This is a genomic window from Wolbachia endosymbiont of Cylisticus convexus, from assembly GCF_003344345.1.
In genome coordinates this window covers 1-2,240 of record NZ_QPIP01000201.1, presented here as the reverse complement: position 1 = coordinate 2,240, position 2,240 = coordinate 1, and the positions used below count along the sequence as shown (strand labels likewise).

The window sequence follows — 2,240 nt, the reverse complement described above, 5'->3', positions numbered from 1 at the left end:
AAACAAGACTTGATCTGACACTTTAGAAAAGTAAGTTATAAAATAATAAAAGAAAGGAGTGTTAGATATGAGTACAATACAAGCAAAAATACTAAAACCAAAGTTAGGGTTATTAGAGCTAGCAAAACAATTAGGAAATGTATCTCAAGCGTATGGGCTACTCAAGAGATACGTTTTATCGATTCAAGGAATTATATGAAAATGGAGGAGAAGAAGCACTGCATGAGATAAGTAAGAAAAAATCACTTATGGCAAACAGAGTTTCCGAAGACATAGAAAGAGCAGATCGCAACAGAATTTCCAGCATATGGACAATAAAGAGCTGCAAATGAGCTGAGAAAAAGGGATTTCCGAAGGTGGTTGTATGGCTAAGAAACGATATTGAAACGTTCAAAAAAAGACTTAAAGCTCTTGAAGCGAAGGTTGCACAAGATGGCATAATTTTAACTGAAGAGCAACTTGCAGCTTTAGAGAAAGTGAAAGAACAAAGATGGTGAAATTGAAACACTGGTTACTTAGGTTCTCAAGACACTTATTATGTAGAAGGGTATAGGACCAGCAAACTTTTATTGATACCTATTCAAGGGTTGCTATGGCAAAGCTTTATACAGACAAAACTGCAATTACTGCTGCAGATCTTCTTAATGATAGAGTCATACCATTCTTTGATGGACAAAAGTACCATTATCCCGCATTTTGACTGATAGGGGTACGGAATACTGTGGCAAACCAGAAAATCACGCTTATCAGCTATATTTAGGAATTGAAAACATTGATCATTCAAGAACTAACCCCACAAACTAATGGCATATGTGAGAGGTTTCATAGAACTATGCAAGATGAGTGTTACAATATTATCTTTAGAAAGAAAATCTACAGTTCTTTGGAAGATTTGCAGATAGATGTTGATCATTGGTTGCGTTCTTACAATGAGACAAGACCTCATTCAGGTAAATATTGCTATGGCAAAACACCGATGCAGACTTTTCTTGATAGCAAACATATTGCTTTTCAGAAAAATATTAGTAGCATCAAACAAGAGACTGATATTAGTTTTAACTACCTCAATCCTTCTGTCAGTTAATTCTTGCCTGTCAGATTAAGTTGTGTCTAGTACACATTAAGATCTAATGTAAACTGTAATAGTGCTATCTTAAATCCGTCTAAGTTATTTCTTATTTTATAAACAAGAAATAATAAAGCTGTAATAATAATCATATAAATATACACTTTCATTCCATTCATGTCATGGCTTAAAAAATGCTTATATCCGAGGTTTTGCTTGATAAATTTGAAAAATACTTCTATATCCCACCTGCGTCTGTATATTTGTGTTACTTCATAAGCCGGTATTTCAAATAAGTTGGTCAAAAACCATATTTCATCTTCTGTTCTATTTTTAATTTTTATTAGTCGTACTTGCTATTGCTCTGCTTCCGCTGTAAAGATTCACTATATTATCTTCCAAAATTTCCGATCCATCTGGTTGTTGTTTTTGCGTAATTTCATTCTCTCTTATAACGCAGTACCTTCTTTTTAAGTATGTTCTTGTGATAAATTTGTATTCCTTTTTGTCAAACTCAGTGAAAGTTGCAACTTTTGCAATCCTTCTATCAAACAATAAAATATCCTCTTTTTTAACTTTAGCTTCATTAATTGCTCTAACCAGCGCTATATCTTCGCTACTTTCTTCTTGCCCTTGACAAAATCTTATACTCGTCGGTAATTGGCCTTTTAATCCAACGCTTACTTTGACTTGACTGTCATTGCTTTTACCACCTATTTTTAACCCATCTTTTATAAGGTACCCTGATAAATTTATAATTGTTGAATCGAATCTATGTAAGTTATGTGACGTTTTTCTGGGCAATAATTTTTCCACTTTGTTTATTAAATCGATATATACACCTTTAAAATAATCAGAACTTTTAACCTTTTCGATAAGCCACTGTATGTAACTGTACTTTTATCATCATTTTTATCTATCACACACCTATTTATTACCATTTCTAGTGCTCTTAAGCTTGTTTTCTGACCCATTAATATTAGCTTCATTAAGCCTTTAAATATTATTTTACCAACTAACTTAGTATTACATTTATCTACCTCTGTTGATTTTCCTAGTCTTTCCAAATCCTCGTCTTTTAGTTAAGTTTAGTATTCTTTCTATTTGATCCATTATTGCCTCCATTTTTCTTTAATAATAGCTCTTTTATCTTCTTCTTATGACACTTTCAACA

Annotated in this window: 7 protein-coding genes; 4 read left to right on the top strand and 3 right to left on the bottom strand. The window is 32.5% G+C overall.

Features of this window, described 5'->3' with window-relative positions; translation table 11 throughout:
• Positions 1-67 precede the first annotated feature (67 nt).
• The 4 genes from Wcon_RS13625 to Wcon_RS13610 all read left to right on the top strand — a co-directional run bounded on the left by Wcon_RS13625 (position 68) and on the right by Wcon_RS13610 (position 1,084).
• Positions 68-199 carry a hypothetical protein gene (locus Wcon_RS13625; RefSeq protein ID WP_338062146.1) on the top strand — a complete coding sequence of 44 codons (132 nt, stop codon included), beginning with the start codon at positions 68-70 and terminating at the stop codon, positions 197-199.
• Positions 153-332 (top strand): helix-turn-helix domain-containing protein, encoded by a 180-nt coding sequence (locus Wcon_RS13620; protein ID WP_458694579.1) that lies wholly within the window; start codon positions 153-155, stop codon positions 330-332. Before Wcon_RS13625 ends, Wcon_RS13620 begins: the two co-directional genes overlap by 47 nt.
• Before the next feature lie 24 nt (positions 333-356).
• A complete protein-coding gene (locus tag Wcon_RS13615; RefSeq protein ID WP_458694580.1) occupies positions 357-497 on the top strand; it encodes a hypothetical protein in 141 nt (46 codons plus the stop codon).
• Between the two features lie 266 nt (positions 498-763).
• On the top strand, positions 764-1,084 hold the full coding sequence (locus Wcon_RS13610) for an integrase core domain-containing protein (protein WP_458694584.1): 321 nt from the start codon (positions 764-766) through the stop codon (positions 1,082-1,084).
• Positions 1,085-1,110: 26 nt separating this feature from the next.
• Here Wcon_RS13610 and Wcon_RS10390 read toward each other — a convergent pair whose 3' ends face one another.
• The 3 genes from Wcon_RS10390 to Wcon_RS10380 are packed head-to-tail and all read right to left on the bottom strand — an operon-like array spanning position 1,111 to position 2,133.
• A complete protein-coding gene (locus tag Wcon_RS10390) occupies positions 1,111-1,371 on the bottom strand; it encodes a transposase (protein ID WP_179947521.1) in 261 nt (86 codons plus the stop codon).
• A 28-nt stretch (positions 1,372-1,399) separates the two neighbouring features.
• Positions 1,400-1,882 carry a hypothetical protein gene (locus Wcon_RS10385; protein WP_114516948.1) on the bottom strand — a complete coding sequence of 161 codons (483 nt, stop codon included), beginning with the start codon at positions 1,880-1,882 and terminating at the stop codon, positions 1,400-1,402.
• A gap of 8 nt (positions 1,883-1,890) precedes the next feature.
• Positions 1,891-2,133, bottom strand: a complete 243-nt coding sequence (locus Wcon_RS10380) for a hypothetical protein (RefSeq protein WP_114516947.1) — start codon at positions 2,131-2,133, stop codon at positions 1,891-1,893.
• Positions 2,134-2,240 lie beyond the last annotated feature (107 nt).